Here is a 21225-nt window from a genome sequence, read left to right on the forward strand (position 1 = left end):
GCACCCCTCCGGGGGCTAGCAGGTGAGGTAAGGCTAACCTAAGCTACATCCCGTCCCGGCCGGAACCCTTCCCCCCGAGAGCCGGGCGACGAACCTCCCCCAGCGGAACGACAGGACGGTGTCCGGTGCGCAGAACTCGCCTCGCGGGAGCGCTGACAGCAGTAATCGCCCTCGCCCTCACGGCGACCGGATGCGGCGGCGGGAACACCCCGGCCGCCCCCTCCCCGGCCGAGGCGGCGGCCGCCGCGGACCGGGTCGAACCGCTCGCCTCCCCCGCCTCCCCCCGACTCCCCGTCACCGTCGGCTCCGCCGACGGCCGGCGGGTGACCGTCGGCTCCGCCGAGCGGATCGTGCCGCTCAGCGGCTCGCTCAGCGAGATCGTCTTCACCCTCGGCCTCGGCGACCGGGTCGTGGCCCGGGACGTCACCGCCACCTTCGAACAGGCCGCGGAACTCCCGGTGGTGACCCGGGCCCACGACGTCTCCGCCGAGAGCGTCCTCTCCCTGCGGCCGACCCTCGTCCTCGCCGAGTCCACCACCGGGCCGGCCGAGGCGATCGCCCAGATCCGCGACGCGGGCGTCCCGCTCGTCGTCGTCCCCGCCGCCAAGGAGCTCGACGACGTCGGCAGCCGCATCGACGACGTGGCCGCCGCGCTCGGCGTCCCCGCCTCCGGCGAGGAGCTGCGCGAGCGGACCGCCGAACGGCTCGCCGCCGTACGGGAGAAGATCCCCGCCCACGCCGAGAAGCCCCGCGTGGCCTTCCTCTACGTGCGCGGCTCGGCCGCCGTCTACCTCCTCGGCGGCGCAGGATCCGGCGCGAGCTCCCTCCTGGAGGCGGCCGGCGCGGTCGACGCGGGCAAGGAGTCCGGACTGACGAAGGACTTCACCCCCCTCACCAGCGAGGCCCTCGCCAAGGCCGCGCCGGACGCCATCCTCGTCATGACCAAGGGGCTCCAGTCCGTCGGCGGGGTCGACGGACTGGTGCGGATCCCCGGCGTCGCCGAGACCCCGGCCGGCGCCGACCGCCGGGTCGTCTCCGTCGACGACGGCGTGCTCCTCAACTACGGGCCGCGCACCGACCGCGTGCTCGCCTCCCTCGTGGACCAGCTGTACGGGGGGACCCGGTGACCGCGCTCCAGGAGAGGGCCGCCCTCCCGGCGACGGGGGAGTCCGCGCCCGCGCCGCCCCGGCGGCGGGGCAGGACCGCGCTGCTCACCAGTGGGCTGCTCGCCGCACTGCTGCTGCTCGCCCTGGCGTCCGCGGGCATCGGCGCGTACGACATCCCGCTCGGCGACGTGCTCGCCTCGGTCCTGCACCGGACCGGGCTCGGCGGGCACGCGCTCGACCGGACCGCCGAGAGCGTGCTGTGGAACATCCGGCTGCCTCGGGTGGTCCTCGCCCTCCTCGTCGGCGCCTCCCTCGGCTGCGCCGGCGCGCTGATGCAGGGCGTCTTCGGCAACCCGCTCGCCGAGCCCGGCGTCATCGGCGTCTCCTCCGGCGCCGCCGTCGGCGCGGTCGGCGCGATCGTGCTCGGCGCGGGCTTCCTCGGCACCTGGACGGTGACCGTCTTCGCCTTCGCGGGCGGGCTGGTCACGGTGGTGGCGGTGTACGCGATGTCCCGCTCGGGCGGCCGGACGGAGGTCGTCACGCTGATCCTCACCGGCATCGCCGTGACCGCCTTCGCGGGCGCGCTCATCGGGCTCTTCATCTTCTTCGCGGACAACGCGCAGATCAGCCAGATCACCTTCTGGCAGCTGGGTTCGCTGGCGCAGGCCACCTGGCCGAAGGTGCTCGCGGTGCTGCCGTGCGCGCTGCTGGGTCTGGCCGTCGCCCCGCTGTACGCCCGCCGGCTCGACCTGCTGGCGCTCGGCGAGCGGCCCGCCCGGCACCTGGGCGTGGAGGTGGAACGGCTGCGGATCGCGCTGATCCTGGTGGTGGCGCTGCTCACCGCGGCGGCGGTCGCGGTCTCCGGCATCGTCACCTTCGTCGGCCTGGTCGTCCCGCACGTGCTGCGGATGGCGAACGGCCCCGGGCACCGCTTCCTGGTCCCCGGCAGCGCGCTCGGCGGGGCGGTCGCGCTCACCGCCGGCGACCTGGCGGCCCGCACCCTCGCGGCCCCCGCCGAACTCCCCCTGGGCGTCCTCACCGCCCTCATCGGCAGCCCGTTCTTCTTCTGGCTGCTCCGCAGGACCCGTCGGAAGCAGGGTGGTTGGGCGTGAGCGGCGTGAAGAGCGTGTTCCGGAGGCGTACGAGGGAGCTGCCGGCCCCCGTGGAGCCGGGCGGCCTCGCCGCCGAGGCGGTCGGGGTGCGGGTGGTGCGGGGGCGGCGGGCCGTCCTCGACGGGGCCGGGATCGGGGTGCGCGCCGGGGAGGTGCTGGCCCTGGTGGGGCCGAACGGCGCCGGGAAGTCGACGCTGCTGTCCGTGCTCGCCGGGGACCTCGCGCCCGAGGCGGGGGCGGTACGGATCGGGGGCCGGGCCGCCGGTGACTGGAGCGCGCCCGAACTGGCGCTGCGGCGGGCGGTGCTGCCGCAGACCGCCGAGCTGTCCTTCCCCTTCCCGGTCGCGGAGGTGGTCCGGATGGGCCGGGCCCCGTGGGCGGGCACGGAGCGGGAGGCGGACGACGAGGCGGCGGTGGCGGAGGCGATGGCCGCGACCGAGGTGACGGAGTTCGCCGCGCGTCCCTTCTCCGCGCTGTCCGGCGGGGAGCGGGCCCGGGTGGCGCTGGCCCGGGTGCTGGCCCAGCGGGCCGGACTGCTGCTGCTCGACGAGCCGACGGCCGCGCTCGACCTGCGCCACCAGGAACTGGTGCTGCGGGTCTGCCGGGAGCGGGCGGCGGCCGGGGACGCGGTGGTGGTCGTCCTGCACGACCTGGGGCTGGCGGCGGCCCACGCGGACCGGGTGGGGGTCGTGCACGGGGGCGGGGTGGCCGCCGACGGGCCGCCCGCCGAGGTGTTCGGCGAGGAGCTGCTGAGCCGGGTCTACCGGCAGCCGGTGGAGGTCTTCCCGCATCCGCGGACGGGCGTCCCGCAGGTCGTCCCCCGCCGGGACGCGGCGAGCGGCTAAATCGGGGCGAAACGCCCTGCTTGACCGGCACTTGACCCCGGGATGGGGCGGCCGTGGCGCACCTGTGACCGCGCTGTGTCCGATGCGCCGGACGTGAGAGTCACATCACTGGACGGGCGGGTTTGACTGAGGTAAGCCTCGGTTAAGTTAGGTCCGCCTCAGTGGCAATTCCCGTCCCGTCGCCCCGTCCTGGAGCCGTCATGCGAGCCGTCCGCACCACCGCCGTCACCGCCCTGGCGGGCGCCGCCGTCCTGGCCGCCGTCACCGGATGCACCGCGAAGAGCGACGCCAAGACCGACGGCGACGGGATCACCGTCACCGCCAAGGACGACTCCTGCGAGGTGTCGAAGAAGGAGCTCCCGGCCGGCCACGTCACCCTGAACGTGGAGAACCGCGGCTCCAAGGTCACCGAGGTCTACGTCCTCTACCCGGACGACCGGATCGTCACCGAGCGCGAGAACATCGGCCCCGGCACCAAGGCGACGCTCACCGCCGAGATCAAGGCCGGCTCGTACGCCATCGTCTGCAAGCCCGGCATGACCGGCGCCGGCATCCGCCAGGCCGTCACCCTCACCGGCGGCGGCGACGCGACCGCCCCGAAGCGCTCGCCCGAGATGGACGCCGCCGTCGCCGCGTACCGCCAGTACGTCCAGGCCCAGGCCGAGGAGACGCTGCCCAGGGTGAAGGTCTTCACCGACGCCGTCCGCGCCGGCGACCTGGAGGCCGCGAAGAAGGCGTATGCCCCCTCCCGCATCGGCTGGGAGCGCACCGAGCCGGTCGCCGAGTCCTTCGGCGACATCGACCCGAAGGTCGACGTCCGCGAGGACGGCCTGGAGGAGGGCCAGGACCCGGCGAAGGACTGGACCGGCTGGCACCGCCTGGAGAAGGCGCTCTGGCAGGACAAGAAGATCACCGCCCGCGAGAAGCAGCTCGCCGACCAGCTCGACAAGGACCTCGCGGACTGGGTGAAGCGGGTCGGCACCGCCGAGATCACCCCCACCTCCATGGCCAACGGCGCCAAGGAGCTCCTCGACGAGGTCGCGACCGGCAAGGTCACCGGCGAGGAGGAGCGCTACTCCCACACCGACCTGGTCGACTTCAAGGCCAACGTCGAGGGCGCGCGGAAGTCCTTCGACCTGCTGAAGCCGGTCGCCGCCAAGAACGACGCCGCGCTCGTCGCCGAACTCGACCAGCAGTTCGGCGCGCTGGACACGCTGCTCGACAAGTACCGCGCCGACACGACCTCGTACGACTTCACCTCCTACGACAAGGTCGGCAAGGCCGAGCGCAAGGAGCTGTCGGACGGCGTCAACGCGCTGGCCGAGCCGCTCTCCAAGCTCGCCGCGGCGGTCGTCAAGTGACTCCCGCCCCGGCCCGCCGCACCGTCCTCGCCGCCGGCGGGGGCCTCGCCCTCGGCGCCGCCGTGGCCGGCGGCGCCGTCGCGATCACCCGCGACGGGGACGCCACCACGCCCGTAGCCGACAGCGGTGCCGCCGTCCCCTTCCACGGCACGCACCAGGCCGGCATCGCGACCGCCGTCCAGGACCGGCTGCACTTCGCCGCCTTCGACGTCACCACCGACGACCGCGAGAAGCTGGTGAAGCTCCTGAAGGAGTGGACCCGGGCCGCCGAGCGGATGACCGCCGGCCGCGAGGTCGGCGAGGGCGCCTACGGCGGGCTCCCGGAGGCGCCGCCGGACGACACCGGTGAGGCGCTCGGGCTCAAGCCGTCCCGCCTCACCCTCACCATCGGCTTCGGCCCCTCGCTCTTCGACGGGCGGTTCGGGCTGAAGGACAGACGGCCCGGGGCCCTGGTGGAGCTGCCCAGGTTCCCGGGCGACAACCTCGATCCGGCGCGCAGCGGCGGCGACCTGTGCGTGCAGGCCTGCGCCGACGACCCGCAGGTCGCGGTGCACGCCATCCGCGACCTCGCCCGGATCGGCTTCGGCACGGTCGCGGTCCGCTGGTCCCAGCTGGGCTTCGGCAAGACCTCCTCGACCACCCCGGACGCGCAGACCCCGCGGAACCTCTTCGGCTTCAAGGACGGCACCCGCAACGTCGCCGGCACCGACACCGCCGCCCTCGACCGGCACGTGTGGGTCGGGCCGAAGGACGCCACCGGCGGCGGCGCCTGGATGGCCGGCGGCTCCTACCTGGTCGCGCGCCGGATCCGGATGAACGTCGAGACCTGGGACCGCACCCCGCTCGCCGAGCAGGAGGACATCTTCGGCCGCGACAAGAAGGAGGGCGCTCCGGTCGGCAGGACGAAGGAGCACGACGCGCCCTTCCTGAAGGCGATGAAGCCGGACTCCCACGTCCGGCTCGCCCACCCGGACGCCAACGGCGGGGCGATGCTGCTGCGCCGCGGCTACTCCTTCACCGACGGCACGGACGGCCTCGGCCGGCTGGACGCGGGCCTGTTCTTCCTCGCGTACCAGCGGGACGTGCGGTCCGGCTTCGTCCCGGTGCAGACCGCGCTCGCCAAGGCGGACGCCCTCAACGAGTACATCCAGCACGTCGGTTCGGCGGTCTTCGCCGTCCCGCCGGGCGTCCGCGACGCGGACGACTGGTGGGGCCGCGGCCTCTTCTCCTAGCCGTCATTCTTCGAAGGAGTCCGCCGTGTTCGGCAACTACCTGATCGGCCTCCGCGAGGGCCTGGAGGCCAGCCTCGTCGTCTGCATCCTCATCGCCTACCTGGTCAAGACCGGCCGCAGGGACGCCCTGAAGCCGATCTGGACCGGCATCGGCGTGGCGGTGGCCATCGCGCTCGCCTTCGGCGCCGGCCTGGAGTTCGGCTCCCAGGAGCTGACCTTCGAGGCGCAGGAGCTGCTCGGCGGCTCGCTGTCGATCCTCGCCGTGGTCCTGGTGACGTGGATGGTCTTCTGGATGAAGAAGACCGCCCGGCACCTCAGGGCGGAGCTGCACGGCAAGCTGGACGCGGCCCTGGCGATGGGCACCGGGGCACTCGTCGCCACCGCCTTCCTGGCCGTGGGCCGGGAGGGCCTGGAGACGGCGCTGTTCGTGTGGGCGTCGGTCCGCGCCTCCTCCGACGGCAGCCACGCGCCGCTGGCGGGCGTGGTGCTGGGACTGCTGACGGCGGTGCTGCTCGGCTGGCTCTTCTACCGGGGCGCGATCCGGATCGATCTGGCGAAGTTCTTCACCTGGACCGGCGGCATGCTGGTCGTGGTGGCGGCGGGCGTCCTCGCGTACGGGGTCCACGACCTCCAGGAGGCCCGCTTCCTCGGCGGCCTCGCCGACAAGGCCTTCGACATCTCGGCGACGATCCCGCCGGACAGCTGGTACGGCACGCTCCTCAAGGGCGTCCTCAACTTCCAGCCCGACCCGACGGTCCTTCAGGTCACGGTGTGGGCGCTGTATCTGATCCCGACGCTCGCGCTCTTCCTCGCCCCGATAGGGTCGGGTCCGTCCGTGCGCGTGGAGAAGCAGAAGGCGACCGATGAGAAGGCTGGAGCGGCAGACCCGGCGGTCTGAGGGACGGCGGTACGGCGGGACCCTGGCGGCCGTCGCCTCGGCGACCGTCGTGGCGCTGACGGCGAGCGGCTGTGTGACCGTCCACGGCGAGACCGCGGTCGTGCCGGGGGCGACGCCCGAGGAGACCTCGGCGGCGCTGGCCGGTTTCGTCACGGCGTTCAACCGGGCCGACAAGGCCAACGACCCGGCGCTCGACGCGGGCCGGGTGACCGGCCCGCTGGGCGCGATCAACCAGGCCGGCCTGAAGTCGAAGTCGGTGACCCACCCGGGGGGCAATCCGGGACACAAGCCGCTGGAGCTGCGCGACGCCCGCTTCCTGGTCCCCAGGAAGGCGGGCTGGCCGCGCTGGTTCGTCGCGGACACCGACGCCAACCGCGACGACGGCACGGCGCAGGCGGACAACCGCTGGCTGGTGGCCTTCGTCAAGAACGGCCCCGAGCAGTCGTGGAAGGCCGCCCATCTGGTGATCCTGGGCCGGGACGAGGTGCCCGCGTTCGCCGAGGAGCAGGGCGACGAGGTGGCGGTCGCCGCCACCTCGGACGCCCCGGCGGTCGCCCCCGGCGTGCTGAGCGAGCGGTACGCCGCCTACCTCAAGGACGGCGGTACGAGTCCCTTCGCGGCCGGCACCCACACCAGCGAGTGGCGTGAGCGGCGGGCCCGCACGGCCCGGCGGCCGGGCCTGGCGACCCAGTGGATCGACCACGCCGCCGACTCGGGCGACTTCGCCCCGCTGGCGCTGGCGACGAAGGACGGCGGGGCGCTGGTCTTCTTCGCCAGCCGCCACTTCGAGCGGCAGACCACCGCGAAGGGCTACCGCCCGAAGGTGGGTCCGGAGCTGAAGGCCCTGATGAAGGGCGAGGTCGTGAACACGGTGACCAAGGAGTGGGTGTCGAGCCAGGTCGTCCTGGTGAAGCCCGCGGGCGCGGAGAAGGACGCGGTGACCTTCGCGGGCCGCCTCCAGGGCGTGGTCTCGGTCGAGGGCTCGTGACCCCGCGCCCCGCGGGCGCGGGGTCCGCCGGAGGTCAGCGGGTGAGGGGCCAGGCGACGCCGTGGGCGTGGGGCTCCTCGCCGTCGGCCGCGCGCTCGGCGGCGTGCCGGGCGCAGGCGTCGGTGAGGGTCTCCAGGAGGTTCAGCGGGTCGGGCAGCGCGTGCTCGGGGCCGCGGACCCAGCCGACGACCGGGTGGTCGCTCTCGTCGCCGGGGAGCCGGGCGGGCGGGACGAGGACGTAGCTGCCGCGGCAGTGCCAGCGCAGGCCCGGGTGCTCGTCCATGGTCTCGGGGTGGCAGTCGAGCTCACAGGGCCACCACTCGTCCTCGTCCTCGGGGGTGCCCCGGGTGGCGGTGAAGAAGAGCATCCGGCCGCCGTCGCCGGTGCTGTCGGGGGACTCGGCGACCGGTCCGACCTCGACGCCCTGGGCGAGGAGCCGGTCGAGGGCGGCTCGGCCCGCGGACAGCGGCACGTCGAGGACGTCGTGGACCATGCCGGTGGCGGTGACGAAGTTCGCCGCGGGCTCGTTCCGTACCCAGCGCTCGATCTGCGCGCGGTCGGTGGTCGACTGGGTCTGCCAGGCGAAGGAGACCGGGTGGCGGGCGGGGGTCGGACAGCCGATCCGCTCACAGGAACAGCTGTAGCCGACGGGGTACGCGGCGGGGGCCAGGGGCAGGCCTGCGGCGGCGATGGCCAGGAGCAGCGTCTCGCGGTCGTCCGCGTCGTCGGCCGCGGTGCGTTTCGGGCGCCTGCGCAGCCACTGTGCGAGTCTGCTCTCCGTGCCGCGGTAGCGGCCGATGCCGTCGCCCATCTATCCCCTCACACCTCATGCTCGCCCGTTCGGCTCTGCCCATGGTCCCACCATCCTGCTCCCCGGGTGACCGGAGTGGGGAACCCGGGGCCGGTGACGACGCTCACGCTCGTCACGGCCGGGGCGTGAGGCCGCGCAGGGCGTGGTCGACGAGGGCGTCGGCGTAGGCGTGGGTGAGGGGCCCGGTGCGGTGCAGCCAGCGGTGGTGGAGCGGGCCGACGAGGAGTTCGGTGGCGAGCCGGGGGTCGACGGCCGGGTCGGCCTGGCCGGCGGCCTGGGCGGCCTCGATGCGCCGGGCGAAGACCAGGAGCTGGGGTTCGAGGAGGGCGGCGGTGAGGCGGGCCCCGAGCTCGGGGTCGGTGGAGCCCTCGGCGGCGAGGGCCCGGGTGGGGGCGTCGTAGCGGGGGTTGTTGAGTTCGTCGACGGTGGCGCGCAGGACGAGCCGGAGGTCGGCGGCGAGGTCCCCGGTGTCGGGCAGCTCGGTGCGGCCCTCGGTCGCGCCCGCCTCCTCGGCGGCGCGGGCGGCGAGGTCGAGGAAGGCGTCGAGGAGGACGGCCGCCTTGGAGGGCCACCAGCGGTAGATGGTCTGCTTGCCGACGCCGGCGCGGGCGGCGATGCCCTCGACGGTGGTCCTCGCGTACCCGGCCTCGGTGACGAGGGCGAGGGCGGCGTCGAAGATGGCGCGGCGGGAGCGTTCGCTGCGGCGGGAGGCGTCGGGCGCCTTGGGCTCGGACATGGCGCCGAACCTACCATCGGGCGAGACGGCGCGTCTCGTCGGGCGGCGTCCGGATGTCGATCGGGTGTGCGGAGGACGAACCACCCGAACGGTCCACTGCGCGCGGGGCCCCGAGAGCGGACCATGGCTCCACCGATCCACGGCCCGCCCTGCGGGCCGACCGTCCGTGAGGAGGCCCGATTGCGCTCCACTCCGCGCGAGTCCTCGCCCCGCCGCTACCTGATGTGCCCACCCGCGCACTTCACGGTGACGTACTCCATCAACCCGTGGATGGACCCGACGAAACCCGTCGACCTTCCGCTCGCCCTCGCCCAGTGGGAGGACCTCCGGGACCGCTACCTCTCCCTCGGGCACACCGTCGAACTCCTCGACCCCGACCGGACGCTGCCGGACATGGTCTTCGCGGCGAACGGCGCGACCGTCGTCGGCGGACGGGTGCTCGGCGCCCGCTTCGCCCACCCCGAGCGCACCGCCGAGGCCGACGCGCACCTCGCCTGGTTCCGCCGCAACGGCTGGGCCGAGGAGGACCTGTGGGTCCCGGAGCACGTCAACGAGGGCGAGGGCGACTTCGCCGTCACCGCCTCCTGGATCCTGGCGGGCACCGGCTTCCGCTCCAGCCCGCTCTCCCACGGCGAGGCCCAGGAGTTCTTCGGCCGGCCGGTGATCGGCCTGGAGCTGGTGGACCCGCGCTACTACCACCTGGACACGGCGCTCTGCGTCCTCGACGAGGCGGCCGACGAGGTCATGTACTTCCCCGAGGCCTTCTCCCCCGGCAGCCGCGCCGTCCTCGCCCGGCTCTTCCCGGACGCCCTGAAGGCGACCGCGGAGGACGCGGCGGCGCTCGGGCTCAACGCGGTCAGCGACGGCCGGCACGTGCTGCTCCCGCAGACCGCGACCGGCCTCTTCGACCCGCTGCGCGCCCGGGGCTTCCATCCCCTCGGCATGGACCTGGGCGAACTCCTCAAGGGCGGCGGCAGCGTGAAGTGCTGCACCCAGGAGCTGCGGCCCTAGCCTTCCTCGGCCGGGGGCCAGGAGTCGCCCCACTCGGCGTCGCGGGCCTGCTTGTAGAGGGGCCCGTGGCGCTTGGTGACGGTCGCCCGGTCGAGCCCCCCGGGGGCGCAGAGCTCCAGCAGGACGAGCCCCTTGCGGATCTGCGGCCTGCGGGTGACCCGGGCGGGCGCCGGGCTCACGGGGAACCTGGTGGCGGCGACGTACGCGTACTTCTCGTCCTCGTACGGCAGCGTGCCGCCCTTCACCCGCCGGTGCAGCGAGGAGCGGCTGACCCGCGCCGAGAAGTGGCACCAGTCGGTGCCCGGCTCGATCGGGCAGGCGTCGCTGTGCGGGCAGGGCGCGGCGACGGTGAAGCCGGCGTCGACCAGGACGGACCGGGCGGCGATGATCCGCTCGTAGCCGTCCGGGGTGCCCGGCTCGACGATGACGACGGCGCCGCGCGCGGCCCGGGCCGCCTCGGTGACGAGCGCGGTCCGGTCGCCCTCGGTCAGCTCCTTGAGCACGTACGAGACGGTGACCAGGTCGGTCTCGTCGAGCCGCAGCGCGGTCCCGATCCGCTCCCGCCGCCACTCGGCGTCCAGGGCTCCGGCGGCCAGCTCCCGGCCGAGCGCGAGCGCGGGCTCGGCCCAGTCGAGGACGGTGGTGCGCGGCGGGTTCCCGTCCCACGCCTCGGCGACGGCCCAGCTCGCGGCGCCCGTCCCGCCGCCGACGTCCGTGTGGGTGCCGGGCACCCACTCCGGCGCGGCGGCCCGCAGCGCGTCCAGGGCTCCCCGGGCGGCCTCGAAGGTCGCGGGCATCCGGTAGGCGGCGTACGCGGCCACGTCCGACCGGTCCCGCAGCACGGGCGCGTCCGTCGGGGTGGCCCCCCGGTAGTGCGCGATCAGACGCTCCACGGCCTTCGTGGCCTGCGAGGGCGGCAGCCCGTCCAGCAGCCCGGCGAGGGCTGTGCGCAGGGATTCGGCGGAGGCGGCGGAGAAATTCACCGACCTATTCTAGGCCGCCCCGCCGTCCGCTCCGGCCCGGGCGACGGGGCGGCCGTGGACCCCGCTCCACGCGGCCATCGCCTCGTTCCACTGGGGGCCGGTGAGCTCCGTGAGGGAGGCGGGGAAGAGACCGTCCTCCTCCTTGGCGATGTGGTCGTGGAGCTCGTCGACGGCGCGGACGAAGGCCGCCCGCTGCGCGGGGTCGTCCAGGTCGAGACCGGTCAGGAACGCGTCGAGTTCGCGGTGCTCGGCGACGAGGGCCGCCACGTACCCCGCGTACTCGTCGTTCTCGGCCATGACCCGGAAGAGGCCGGCCTCCTCCCCCGCCCAGTGGCCGCGCAGCAGCACCGCCATCTCGGCGGCGAGCAGCGCCGCCCGCGCCCGGTCGCCGGCGTCGAGCGCGCGGACCGCGTCGCCGCCGAGGTCGGTGACGGCCTCGTGCTCGGCGATGAACTCCTTGATCAGGGGGATGTCGCGGCAACCGCAGTAGTGGCACATCCCCGGATCGTCACATCAGCCGGCCGCCGGCTCCCGGCCGACGCGCCAGGGGCGGCACAGCAGCAGGAAGCAGGCGAGCGCGCCGGCCGCGCAGCAGAGCTGGACGACGGCCATGGGGACGGCGGTCCGCTCCCCCGCGATGCCGACGAGCGGCGAGGCGATCGCGCCGACGAGGAAGGAGGAGGTGCCGAGCAGCGCGGAGGCGGAGCCCGCCGCGTGCGGGGTCCGCATCAGCGCCTGGGCGTTGGTGTTCGGCATCGCCAGGCCCATCGCCGACATGAGGACGAAGAGACCGGCCGCGATCGGGACCAGGCCGACGTCGCCGAAGACCCCGGTCGTCATCAGGAGCAGCGCCGCCGAGGCGAGCAGGATGACGGAGAGGCCCCAGCCGAGCGCCTTGTCGAGGCTGACCCGGCCGACGAGGAGCTTGCCGTTGACCTGGCCGACGGCGACGAGCCCGATGGAGTTGAGCCCGAAGAGGAGGCTGAAGGTCTGCGGGGAGGCGCCGTAGATCTCCTGGACGACGAACGGGGACGCCGAGATGTAGGCGAAGAGGGCCGCGAAGGCCAGGCCTCCCGCCAGCATGTAGCCGGTGAAGACGCGGTCGGCGAGCAGCCCGCGCATGGTGCTCAGGGCCTGGCCGACGCCGCCCTCCTGGCGTCGTTCGGGGGGCAGCGTCTCGTGGAGGAAGCGCCAGACGACGAGGGTGAGGAGGACGCCGATGACGGCGAGGACGTGGAAGACGCCCCGCCAGTCGGTGATCCGGAGGATCTGTCCGCCGACGAGCGGCGCGATGATCGGCGCGACGCCGGAGATCAGCATCAGGGTGGAGAAGAAGCGGGCCATCTCGACGCCGTCGTAGAGGTCGCGGACGACGGCCCGGGCGATGACGATGCCGGCCGCGCCGGCGAGGCCCTGGAGGAGCCGGAAGGCGATGAGGAGTTCGGCGCTGGGCGCGAAGGCGCAGACGGCGGTGGCGAGGACGTAGACGACCATGCCGACGAGCAGGGGCCGCCGGCGGCCCCACTTGTCGCTCATGGGGCCGACGACGAGCTGGCCGAGGGCCATGCCGGCGAGGCAGGCGGTGAGGGTGAGCTGGACGGTGGCGGCGGGCGCGGTCAGCGAGCGGGTGACCTCCGGCAGGGCCGGCAGGTACATGTCCATGGACAGCGGCGGAAGCGCGGTGAGGCCGCCGAGGACGAGGGTGACGAGCAGTCCGGCCCGGCGGGCCGCGGGGGCCGGGGCGGGGACGGGAACGGCCGGCGACCGTCCGGCTATGTGTCCTTGTGTTGTTTTCTGGCCGCTCTCCGGCATCGACTGCTCCGTTTCGTTGAAACCTTGCCTATGCTCTCAGCTCGATCGGACTGGTCGATACCTGTGGGGTGGAACGGCATGAGCGACGGCGTACGGTGGGGCATTCTCGCGACCGGCGGGATAGCCGAGCGGTTCGCGACGGACCTGGCGGGACTCGACGGCGCCGAGGTGGTGGCGGTGGCGTCCCGCACGGAGGCCTCGGCGCGGGGCTTCGCGGACCGGTTCGGGATCGAGCGGGCGTACGGCGACTGGGACGGGCTCTTCGCCGATCCCGACGTGGACGTGGTGTACGTGGCGACCCCGCACCACGCCCACCGGGAGGCGGCCGGCCGCGCCCTGGAGGCGGGGAAGCCGGTCCTCTGCGAGAAGGCCTTCACGCTGAACGCCCGGGAGGCGGAGGAGCTGGTCGCCCTCGCCCGGGACCGCGGCCTCTTCCTCATGGAGGCCATGTGGATGTACTGCAACCCGCTCGTCGGGCGACTCGCCGCGCTGGTCCGGGACGGCGCCGTCGGAGACGTGCGGACCGTCCAGGCCGACTTCGGGCTCGCGGGCCCCTTCGCCCCCGACCACCGGCTGCGGGACCCCGCCGTCGGCGGCGGGGCCCTGCTCGACCTCGGCGTCTACCCGGTCTCCTTCGCCCAGCTGCTGCTCGGCGAGCCGGACTCGGTGCAGGCGCACGCGCGGATCTCCCCCGAGGGCGTCGACCTGAACACGGGCATGCTGCTGGGCTGGGAGTCGGGCGCCTCGGCGCTGCTGTCCTGCTCGCTGGAGGCGGACACCCCGCTGACCGCCTCGGTGACCGGCACGAAGGGCCGCATCGAGGTGCCGCGCGGCTTCTTCTTCCCGGAGCGGTTCACGCTGTACCGGGAGGGCGCCGAGCCGGAGGAGTTCACCCACACCGACGACCCGCACTCGATGCGCCACGAGGCCGCCGAGGTGATGCGCTGCCTGCGGGCCGGGGAGACCGAGTCGCCGCTCGTGCCGCTGGACGGCACCCTCGCGGTGATGCGGACGCTCGACGCCGTACGGGACCGCGTCGGCGTCCGCTACCCGCAGGAGGCGCCGCTCACGCGGGGGTGAGACCCGGGTTGCCCGCCTCCGTCACGAAGGAGCCGGCGGTGGTGACCGGGGCGCCCGGCGTCGTCACGTACGGGACCGTACGGAAGTCGGCGCGGGCGCTCTCCTCGCCGAGCGCCACGGTGACGTAGCCCCGCCGCCCGTTGAAGAACCTCAGGTGCGGGTTGGCCGCCATGAGCTTGTCGTGGTTCGACGGGCGGTCGGCGCCGTCCTTGCCGCTGGCGATCGAGGTGGCGACGATCTCGGTGCCGACGGTGCGGGAGGACGGGTCGCGGAAGTCGGCCTTGAGGTCGAAGCCGTAGCCGACGTGCACGTCACCGGTGAGCACCATCAGGTTCTCCACCCCGGCGGACTCGGCGCCCGCGAGGATCCGCCGCCGCGAGGCCGGGTAACCGTCCCAGGAGTCCATGGAGAGCTTGAAGTCGGCGGTGGGGCGGTCCCGGCGCTCGGCGAACACGACCTGCTGGGGCAGGACGTTCCAGCGGGCGTCGGAGCGCCGCCAGCCGTCGAGCAGCCAGCGCTCCTGGGCGGCGCCGGTCATGGTGCGGGCCGGGTCCTCGGAGAGCGGTCCCGGGACCTGCCAGCCGTCGCCGTACGCCTGGTCGGAGCGGTACTGGCGGGTGTCGAGGACGTCGAACTGGGCGAGCCGGCCGAAGCGCAGCCGCCGGTGGAGCCGCATGTCCGGACCCTCGGGGCGCTGGGGCGCGCGCAGCGGCTGGTGCTCCCAGTAGGCGCGGTAGGCGGCCGCCCGGCGGAGCAGGAACTCCTCCGGCGGGACGCCGTTCTCGGGGATGCCGCCCGCGTAGTTGTTCTCGGTCTCGTGGTCGTCCCAGGTGACGACGAAGGGGTGGGCGGCGTGCGCGGCCCTGAGGTCCGGGTCGCTCTTGTAGAGGCCGTAGCGGAGCCGGTAGTCCTCCAGGGTGACCGTCTCGCGGGCGAAGACGGCGGGGAGGGTGCGGTCGGTGTAGGCGCGGGCGCCGCCGGTGGCGTTCACGGCGTACTCGTAGAGGTAGTCGCCGAGGTGGAAGACGACGTCGAGGTCCTCGTCGGCGAGGTGCCGGTAGGCCGTGAAGTACCCGTCGTGGTAGGCCTGGCAGGAGACGGCGCCGAGCCGCAGCCCGGCCGGCCGGGCCCAGGGCGCGGGCGCGGTCCGGGTGCGTCCGACCGGGCTGACCCAGTCGCCCGCCCTGAACCGGTAGAAGAACTCCCGTCCCGGCTCCAGGTGTTCGGCCTCGACGTGCACGGTGTGGCTGAACTCCGGGTGGGCGGTGGCGCGTCCGCGCCGCACGGTCCGGGTGAAGCGCTCGTCGCGGGCGAGCTCCCAGTGGACGGACACCCGCTCGGCGGGCAGCCCGCCGCCGGGCTCGAAGGGGCGGGGCGCGAGCCGGGTCCACAGGAGGACGGAGCCGGGCAGGGGGTCGCCGGAGGCGACGCCGAGGGTGAACGGGTCCTCGGTGATGCGGCGGCCGTCGAGTTCCGCGGCGGCGGCCGCGCCCGCGGCGGGCAGCTGGGTGGCGAAGGCGAGCGCGGCGGCGGCGCCGGTCACGGTGAGGAAGCGTCGGCGGCCGAAGTGGCGTGCGGCGGCGCGGAGTTCCTCGTCGTGGGCTGAGGTGTGGCTCGGTGCGGGTGTCATGTGCCCCTCCCCTGACGGTTGGTGTCCGTCGGTATTCGAGGGGGCCGGGGCGACATCGCATTGTCGGGGACAGGTCATCCACGTGTCGGACGGATGAGTTCATGGGGCACGCGTCTGGCGTACGCTGCCCGGCCGGGGGCGACACGAGGCTGGAAGGCTGGTTCGGCATGGGCGTCGCAGTGGTGACGGGAGCGGGTTCGGGCATCGGACGGAGCGTGGCCCGGGCCCTCGCGGAGGCGGGCTGGTCGGTGGCGCTCGCGGGCCGGCGGCTCGCGCCCCTGGAGGAGACGGCCGAGGGCCTGCCGGACGCCCGCACCCTCCGCGTCCCGACGGACGTGACGTCACCGGAGGCGGTGGCGGCCCTCTTCGACGCGGTACGGGACCGCTTCGGCCGCGTCGACCTGCTCTTCAACAACGCCGGTACCTTCGCGGGCGGCGGCACCCCGGTCGAGGAGCTGTCCTACGACACCTGGCGCGCGGTCGTCGACGTCAACCTCACGGGCGCCTTCCTCTGCGCCCAGGCCGCCTTCCGGGCCATGAAGGAGCAGTCCCCGCAGGGCGGGCGCATCATCAACAACGGGTCGATCTCCGCCCATGTGCCGCGCCCGCACTCGATCGCGTACACGGCGACGAAGCACGCGATGACGGGCCTGACGAAGTCCCTGTCGCTGGACGGCCGCCCCTACCGGATCGCCTGCGGTCAGATCGACATCGGCAACGCGGCCACGGAGATGACGGCCCGCATGCAGACCGGCATCCTCCAGGCCAACGGCGAGCTCGCGGCGGAGCCGGTGATGGACGCGGCGGACGTGGCGGCGACCGTCGTCCACATGGCGGCGCTGCCGCTGGAGGCGAACGTGCAGTTCGCGACGGTGATGGCCACGGCCATGCCGTACGTCGGCCGGGGCTGACGGCTCACTCCACGGGGGCCTGCCCGGTCTCGAACCGCGCCACCTTCCCGTCCTCGACGGTGAACCGCCAGGCGGTCCGCATGGCCCCCCACGTGTCGTTGCTGTAGGTGGCGACGAGGGCGAGCCCGCCCTCGTCCTCGCTCTCCACCGCCATCCGCCCGTTCGAGGAGAACACCTCCCGCTCGGTCCACTGCCCCAGGTCCCGCTCGGTCCCGTCGTCGGACATGGTCGCCCCGGGTGTCAGGGCGGCGGCGAAGGCCTCGCGGTCATGGGCGTTCAGCGCGGCGACGAAGGCGCGCACGGCGGGCTCACGGAGCCGGTCCACGGGAAGCGTCATGCCCCAGCCGTACCCGCCGGACGGCCTCGCGCCCCGCTCCGGCGCCGGGGATGGGCCAGTCGGGCGAGCCCCGCGACAGCCTCCGGCGACCGGGCGGGCACCCCGGGCAGTATCGGGAGGACCAAGCCCCACGTCCCCGCTGGAGGAGCGATGTCGGAGCACGACCGGATCGTCAGGCTGTACGCGAAGGGGGCCCCGGTCGGGGTCCACGACGGGAGGCTGGTCGGCTTCCTGGTCGACGAACACCGCACCGCCGAGTGGGCGGTCGGCACGGCCGACGACGGCTTCCGCCTCACCGTCAAGGGCACCGAGGACCGTGTCACCGCCCCCGGCACCGAGCGCTCCCCCGCCCTGGTCCGCCCGGACGACTCCCCCGCCTCGGTCTGGCGCCTCCAGCGGGTCACCCCCGCCGGCGTCACCACCGTCACGAACCTCGCCGACCTCGGCACCGGCACCTACGTCATCACCCAGAACGGCCTCGCTCTCGGCCGCGACCTCTTCGAGGACCGCTCCCTCGCCCCGAAACCGGTCGTCGTCCGCACCGACGACCGCGAACCCCACTGGACGGTGGAGGTCCTGGTCTGAGGAGCCGAGGAGCCCCCGCATGCGAAAGGGCCCCCGGTGGGGGGCCCTGAGGGGCAGACGAGTCGGGCTGTACGCCGGGTTCTGTACCCCGGGACCTCGCGGTCGTCGGGGTGACGGCCATCCATCTAGGGCCGGCGTTGCCGCCGGCCTCGTGCGGTCTACCCGCGAACTCGGGCGAGCAGCCCTCGATCATTCGCGCAGGGACACCGGGGTGTCCCCTCTTGACCTTGCTCCGGGTGGGGTTTACCTAGCCGCCTGAGTCACCTCAGGCGCTGGTGGTCTCTTACACCACCGTTTCACCCTTACCGTGGACCGAGGCCCCCGGCGGTCTGTTCTCTGTGGCACTGTCCCGCGGGTCACCCCGGGTGGCCGTTAGCCACCACCCTGCTCTGTGGAGCCCGGACGTTCCTCGGGGAGATCCGGGGATCTCCACGCGGCCGCCCGCCCGGCTCGTCTGCCGTGCCGACCATGCTACCCGGCGGAGCGGCACCGGATGGACGGCGCTTGACCTTGTCGTAGCGTCAGGGTTTCTACTGAGGGCATGCGCATCGGCGAGATCGCCGCGCTCGTCGGGGTCACGCCCCGCGCGGTGCGGCACTACCACCATCTGGGACTGCTGCCCGAGCCCGCGCGGCTGGCCAACGGCTACCGGGAGTACGGCATCCGGGACGCCGTGCTGCTCGCCCGTGTGCGGCGGCTGACCGAGCTGGGACTCGGGCTGGACGAGGTCCGCGACGTGCTCGCCGACGACGCGGGGCGGGAGGTCGTGGAGGTCCTGGAGGAGCTCGACGCCGACCTCGCCCGGCAGGAGACCGTCATCCGGGAGCGGCGGGCCCGGCTCGCCGGGCTGCTCGGCGAGGCGCGGGCCGGTCGGCTCACCGCCGAGGGGCCGGTGTCGCCGGAGCTGGCCGCGCTGCTCGCCGGGGTCGGCGAGCTGCCGGACTCTCCGATGGCCGTGAAGGACCGGGAGATCCTCGCCCTGCTCGACACGATCGTGCCGGCGGAGGAGCGGGCGCGGCTGATGGAGCTGATGCACCGGGTCTCCGGGAACGCGGGGCAGGTGTACGGGCTCCTCGACGCGCTCGCCGACGCCGGGACGGACGATCCCCGGGTCGAGGAGGCCGCGCGGGCGCTCGCCGGGGTGCTGCCGGACGGGATGGGCCGCTTCGAGCTGCCGGCGGAGGGGTCGGGCGGGCTCGCCGACGTCTTCTTCGCCGACCTGGCACCGGCCCAGTCCGCCGCCCTGCGGAGGGCCCTTGCGCTGGTGTCCGAACGTTCCGACGGAGGTGACGGAGGTGACGGAAGTGGCGAGAGTGACGGAGGCGAGGGAAGTGACGGAGGCGAGGGGGGTGACGGGCATGGGCCGGCGTGAGCGGGGGCCGGTGCTGCGGCTGCTGCGGGCGGTGGCGTACGCCGCGCTCCCCGCCGAGCTGGTGCTCTTCGCGCTGCTGCTCGGCGGGGTGCGGATACCCGGGGCCGCGCTGCTCGGCGCGGAGCTGGCGATGGTCGCGCTGCTCGCCGCCGAGGCGGTCGTGTGGCTGCGGCTGCGGCGGCGGGGGCTCTCGCGGCGGGAGGCGCTGGCGGAGCTCGTACCGGAACGGGTGCTGCGGCTGATCGGCCACGAGCTGCGGCTGATGGCGAGCCTCTGGCGGTGGGCGGCGCGGCGGCCGCACGGGACCGGGGGCGCGGAGGGCGTGTTCCCGCACGCGCGGGACCAGGCGGCCCTCATGTACGGCTTCGCCTTCGTCTGTCTCGTCGAGACCGCCGGCATGTCGTGGCTGCTGGCCGACCTGCCGGTGGTCCACGCCGTCGTCCTCGTCCTCGACGTCTACACGGTCCTCTTCGTCCTCGGCCTGCACGCGGCCTCCGCGACCCGGCCGCACGTCCTCGGCGGGGGACGGCTCCGGGCCCGGCAGGCCGCCCATGTGGACGTGTCCGTGCCACTGGAGCGGATCGCGGCCGTCCGCCGCGAGAACCGCTTCACCCACGAGAAGACCGACGGCGAGCTGAACCTGGCCGTCGGCTCGCAGACCTCCGTGACCCTGGAGCTGAGCGAGCCGGTCGACGTGGTCGGGCTGCTCGGCGGGGTCCGGCCGGTCACGACCGTCCGGCTGCACGCCGACGATCCCGGGGCGCTGTACGCGGCGGTGCGCGACGCCGTCGCCGTCACGCGGGCGCGAACAGCACCTTCGCCCGGCCGGGATCCGCTTCCGACAGCCTGACCCGCAGCCACTCCCCCAGCGGCAGCGGGGCGGTGCCGCCCTCCACCCGGGCGACGACCGCCGGGTCGTCGAGGTGGACGGTGCCGACGGACGGCTCGCGCTCCTTGACGTCGATCACGTACGCGTCGAAGAGCTCCCCGACCCGGCCGCCGAGCAGCGCCGCCTCCACGATGTCGACGCTCTCCCGCTCCACCGTGTTGGCCCGGCGCGAACCGGCGGCCATGGTGTCGGGCAGTCCGGGCAGCGCGGCCCGCACCCACTCCGGCGGCTCGTTCCCGGCGACCGCCGCCACGCACAGCTCGGAGGCGTACCGGTCGACGAGCCGGCGCAGCGGCGCCGTGCAGTGGGTGTACTCGTCGGCGACGGCCGCGTGCACCGCCGGGTCGGGCAGCCGGCCGTCGGTGAAGACGGTGTAGCCGGCGCCGCGCAGCAGGGTGGTGCACTCCTGGAGGAAGGCGGCCTGGCGCGGGTCGGTGGGGTCGGCGTTCCGCACCACCTCCGAGTACGGCACGTGGTGCGGCCAGGCGACGCCGAGCGCCTCGGCGGAGCGGCGCAGCCGGGCGACGGCCCCGTCGGGGGCGACCGGCAGGGTGCGCAGGATGCCGGTGCCGGCGGCGGTCATCAGGTCGGCCGCGGCCATGCCGGTGAGCAGGGAGATCTGCGCGTTCCAGCCCTCGGCGGGGACGGGGGCGCGGTAGGCGAGCGTGTAGGTGTGGTCGCCGGGGACCTCGACGATCTCCTGTTCGGGCACGTCGAGGGAGATCCCGCCGCGCTCGATCTCGCGCTCCTCGCGGAGCCGGCCGATGTCGCGGAGCAGGGCGAGGGGTTCCTCGGCGGTGCCGGAGTCGATCTGCCGCTGGACGGTGGCGTAGTCGAGCTTGGCGCGGCTGCGGACCAGGGCCCGGCGGACGTCGGTGGCGACCCGGCGGCCCTCCGCGTCGAGGTCGATCCGCCAGAGGAGGGCGGGCCGGGGCTCGCCGGGCAGCAGGCTGGCCGCGCCCTCGGAGAGGACGGGCGGATGGAGGGGGACCTTGCCGTCGGGGAAGTAGAGGGTGAGGACCCGCCGGTGCGCCTCGGCGTCGATCGCCCCACCGGGGGCGACGAAGGCGGCGACGTCGGCGATGGCGTAGTGGACGCGGTAGCCGCCGTCGGCCCGCCGGGCCAGGTGCATGGCCTGGTCGAGGTCGGTGGAGGTGGGCGGGTCGATGGTGAGGAACGGCAGGTCGGTGGCGTCGTACGCGGGGAGGCGCGGGTTCTTCGCGGCGGCCTCGGCCTCGGCGAGCACGGCGGGCGGGAAGGCCTCGGGCACCGCGAGCTCGGTACGGAGTGCGCGCAGGGCGGCCCGCAGCGGAGCCTCGGCTGCGCCGGTCACGTGGATGTGGCGGCGGGGCATGGAACCGAGCGTAGGTCGGGGGGCGGGGAGCGGCATGTCGTGGGGCGGTCGCCCGGCGCGTCGTGGGGGGGGTGGCAGGCATGTCGTGGGGCGGTCGCCCGGCGCGTCGTGGGGGGGTGGCGGGCATGTCGTGGGGCGGTCGCCCGGCGCGTCGTGGGCGGTGGCGGGCGCG

21 protein-coding genes and 1 other RNA gene are annotated in these 21225 nt (G+C 74.4%); 13 read left to right on the forward strand and 9 right to left on the reverse strand.

Annotated features, from left to right (window positions below):
* Positions 1-125 precede the first annotated feature (125 nt).
* From ACFQ8C_RS10675 to ACFQ8C_RS10705, 7 genes are all read left to right on the forward strand, one after another.
* Positions 126-1127, forward strand: a complete 1002-nt coding sequence (locus ACFQ8C_RS10675) for a hemin ABC transporter substrate-binding protein (protein WP_383454564.1) — start codon at positions 126-128, stop codon at positions 1125-1127.
* On the forward strand, positions 1124-2218 hold the full coding sequence (locus tag ACFQ8C_RS10680; RefSeq protein ID WP_383454567.1) for a FecCD family ABC transporter permease: 1095 nt from the start codon (positions 1124-1126) through the stop codon (positions 2216-2218). The genes ACFQ8C_RS10675 and ACFQ8C_RS10680 overlap by 4 nt, the downstream gene beginning before the upstream one ends.
* A 5-nt stretch (positions 2219-2223) precedes the next feature.
* Entirely contained in the window at positions 2224-3063 is an 840-nt protein-coding gene (locus ACFQ8C_RS10685) for a heme ABC transporter ATP-binding protein (protein WP_383454631.1), read from the forward strand.
* Between the two features lie 200 nt (positions 3064-3263).
* Positions 3264-4424 carry an iron uptake system protein EfeO gene (gene efeO / locus ACFQ8C_RS10690; protein WP_383454569.1) on the forward strand — a complete coding sequence of 387 codons (1161 nt, stop codon included), beginning with the start codon at positions 3264-3266 and terminating at the stop codon, positions 4422-4424.
* Positions 4421-5656: an iron uptake transporter deferrochelatase/peroxidase subunit gene (efeB, locus tag ACFQ8C_RS10695; RefSeq protein ID WP_383454571.1), complete on the forward strand. Its 1236-nt coding sequence runs from the start codon at positions 4421-4423 to the stop codon at positions 5654-5656. Before efeO ends, efeB begins: the two co-directional genes overlap by 4 nt.
* A gap of 25 nt (positions 5657-5681) precedes the next feature.
* The gene (gene efeU / locus ACFQ8C_RS10700) at positions 5682-6554 is read left to right on the forward strand and encodes an iron uptake transporter permease EfeU (protein ID WP_383454572.1); all 873 of its coding nucleotides are present in this window, start codon (positions 5682-5684) and stop codon (positions 6552-6554) included.
* Positions 6520-7542, forward strand: coding sequence for a hypothetical protein (locus ACFQ8C_RS10705; RefSeq protein ID WP_383454574.1), 1023 nt, complete (start codon positions 6520-6522; stop codon positions 7540-7542). Before efeU ends, ACFQ8C_RS10705 begins: the two co-directional genes overlap by 35 nt.
* A 34-nt stretch (positions 7543-7576) precedes the next feature.
* On the opposite strand, the gene ACFQ8C_RS10710 is transcribed toward ACFQ8C_RS10705, so the two are convergent.
* Positions 7577-8353, reverse strand: coding sequence for a bifunctional DNA primase/polymerase (locus ACFQ8C_RS10710; protein WP_383454577.1), 777 nt, complete (start codon positions 8351-8353; stop codon positions 7577-7579).
* Positions 8354-8465: 112 nt separating this feature from the next.
* Positions 8466-9089: a TetR/AcrR family transcriptional regulator gene (locus ACFQ8C_RS10715; protein WP_383454579.1), complete on the reverse strand. Its 624-nt coding sequence runs from the start codon at positions 9087-9089 to the stop codon at positions 8466-8468.
* Between the two features lie 180 nt (positions 9090-9269).
* On the opposite strand from ACFQ8C_RS10715, the gene ddaH reads away from it, so the two are divergent.
* Positions 9270-10100, forward strand: coding sequence for a dimethylargininase (gene ddaH / locus ACFQ8C_RS10720; protein ID WP_383454582.1), 831 nt, complete (start codon positions 9270-9272; stop codon positions 10098-10100).
* Here ddaH and ACFQ8C_RS10725 read toward each other — a convergent pair.
* The 3 genes from ACFQ8C_RS10725 to ACFQ8C_RS10735 are packed head-to-tail and all read right to left on the reverse strand — an operon-like array spanning position 10097 to position 12895.
* Complete coding sequence (locus tag ACFQ8C_RS10725) at positions 10097-11083, reverse strand: small ribosomal subunit Rsm22 family protein (protein WP_383454585.1); 987 nt, start codon at positions 11081-11083, stop codon at positions 10097-10099. The genes ddaH and ACFQ8C_RS10725 overlap by 4 nt on opposite strands.
* Positions 11084-11092: 9 nt before the next feature.
* Positions 11093-11581 carry a hemerythrin domain-containing protein gene (locus tag ACFQ8C_RS10730; RefSeq protein ID WP_383454587.1) on the reverse strand — a complete coding sequence of 163 codons (489 nt, stop codon included), beginning with the start codon at positions 11579-11581 and terminating at the stop codon, positions 11093-11095.
* A gap of 15 nt (positions 11582-11596) precedes the next feature.
* The gene (locus ACFQ8C_RS10735; protein WP_383454589.1) at positions 11597-12895 is read right to left on the reverse strand and encodes a Bcr/CflA family multidrug efflux MFS transporter; all 1299 of its coding nucleotides are present in this window, start codon (positions 12893-12895) and stop codon (positions 11597-11599) included.
* Positions 12896-12973: 78 nt separating this feature from the next.
* Between ACFQ8C_RS10735 and ACFQ8C_RS10740 the strand changes: the two genes are divergently transcribed.
* Positions 12974-13975 (forward strand): Gfo/Idh/MocA family protein, encoded by a 1002-nt coding sequence (locus ACFQ8C_RS10740; RefSeq protein WP_383454591.1) that lies wholly within the window; start codon positions 12974-12976, stop codon positions 13973-13975.
* Here the strand turns inward: ACFQ8C_RS10740 and ACFQ8C_RS10745 are convergent.
* Positions 13962-15605, reverse strand: a complete 1644-nt coding sequence (locus ACFQ8C_RS10745) for an alkaline phosphatase D family protein (RefSeq protein ID WP_383454594.1) — start codon at positions 15603-15605, stop codon at positions 13962-13964. The genes ACFQ8C_RS10740 and ACFQ8C_RS10745 overlap by 14 nt on opposite strands.
* A 167-nt stretch (positions 15606-15772) precedes the next feature.
* Between ACFQ8C_RS10745 and ACFQ8C_RS10750 the strand changes: the two genes are divergently transcribed.
* Positions 15773-16516: an SDR family oxidoreductase gene (locus tag ACFQ8C_RS10750; protein ID WP_383454634.1), complete on the forward strand. Its 744-nt coding sequence runs from the start codon at positions 15773-15775 to the stop codon at positions 16514-16516.
* 4 nt (positions 16517-16520) lie between these two features.
* Here ACFQ8C_RS10750 and ACFQ8C_RS10755 read toward each other — a convergent pair whose 3' ends face one another.
* Positions 16521-16853: a nuclear transport factor 2 family protein gene (locus ACFQ8C_RS10755; protein WP_383454596.1), complete on the reverse strand. Its 333-nt coding sequence runs from the start codon at positions 16851-16853 to the stop codon at positions 16521-16523.
* 150 nt (positions 16854-17003) lie between these two features.
* Here ACFQ8C_RS10755 and ACFQ8C_RS10760 point away from each other — a divergent pair, with 150 nt between their 5' ends.
* Entirely contained in the window at positions 17004-17438 is a 435-nt protein-coding gene (locus ACFQ8C_RS10760) for a hypothetical protein (RefSeq protein WP_383454599.1), read from the forward strand.
* Positions 17439-17492: 54 nt separating this feature from the next.
* Here ACFQ8C_RS10760 and rnpB read toward each other — a convergent pair.
* An RNA gene (gene rnpB / locus ACFQ8C_RS10765) (RNase P RNA component class A) lies at positions 17493-17891 on the reverse strand.
* 88 nt (positions 17892-17979) lie between these two features.
* On the opposite strand from rnpB, the gene ACFQ8C_RS10770 reads away from it, so the two are divergent.
* Positions 17980-18810, forward strand: coding sequence for a MerR family transcriptional regulator (locus tag ACFQ8C_RS10770; protein ID WP_383454601.1), 831 nt, complete (start codon positions 17980-17982; stop codon positions 18808-18810).
* On the forward strand, positions 18770-19660 hold the full coding sequence (locus ACFQ8C_RS10775; RefSeq protein ID WP_383454604.1) for a hypothetical protein: 891 nt from the start codon (positions 18770-18772) through the stop codon (positions 19658-19660). The genes ACFQ8C_RS10770 and ACFQ8C_RS10775 overlap by 41 nt, the downstream gene beginning before the upstream one ends.
* Here the strand turns inward: ACFQ8C_RS10775 and ACFQ8C_RS10780 are convergent.
* The gene (locus tag ACFQ8C_RS10780) at positions 19605-21053 is read right to left on the reverse strand and encodes an RNB domain-containing ribonuclease (RefSeq protein ID WP_383454606.1); all 1449 of its coding nucleotides are present in this window, start codon (positions 21051-21053) and stop codon (positions 19605-19607) included. The genes ACFQ8C_RS10775 and ACFQ8C_RS10780 overlap by 56 nt on opposite strands.
* Positions 21054-21225 lie beyond the last annotated feature (172 nt).

This window comes from Streptomyces sp. NPDC056503 (assembly GCF_042794995.1).
Taxonomy (GTDB): domain Bacteria; phylum Actinomycetota; class Actinomycetes; order Streptomycetales; family Streptomycetaceae; genus Streptomyces.